A 680-nucleotide genomic window follows, 5' to 3' on the forward strand; every position below is an offset into this window, starting at 1 on the left:
AAAGGAGTCTTAAGTTATGATGTCAGCGATGAAAAACAAGTATATCATTCGTTCAAGAATTTCAGAGGCAAAAACAAGAGAGAGTATTAAACTTTTTTGTCTTAATATTGAGGCTTCTAAAATTGCAAAATTAAGCAAAATTTCTCGTCAAAGTGTTAATAAAATCATCAATCAAGTCCGCATTTTAATCGCCAAAGAATGTGAGAAAATCTCTACATTAAATGGTGAAATAGAGATTGATGAAAGCAATCTTTTGATATAGATTTTAGGTGCTAAAAGAATAAGAGGCAAAAGAGGGCGAGGAGCTGGCAAAAAAACTTCTGTGTTTTTGCTTTGCTTACAACTGCAAGCAGAAGGTATGTTAAAACAAAATAATTGTGTTTATACTCAAATTGTCAAACATTGCTTGGCAGATGAGCTTTTGCCTATAATACAGAATTTAAGCAATATGAGTGAGACAGAATTTTATAGTGCAAAATTGTATGATGATTGGAGGGCTTATGATGGGCTAGTAGATTTTTTTCTTTGCTTTGCTTGCAAATGTAAGCAAAAGTGGTAAAGGCACATTATCGAGTCAAACATAGCAAAAATAAGTTTGCGTTAGGTAGAAATCATATAAATGGAATCGAAAACTTTTTTACTTCATTTCACTTGCAACTACAAGCAAAAGTGGCTATGCA

The 680-nt window shown here is 32.4% G+C and carries 1 pseudogene; it reads left to right on the top strand.

What is annotated here, in order from left to right:
- Positions 1-16: 16 nt before the first annotated feature.
- Positions 17-680, top strand: a pseudogene (locus tag ACWIX0_RS13985) (transposase); the annotation flags it as partial.

This window comes from Helicobacter sp. T3_23-1059, assembly GCF_053654515.1.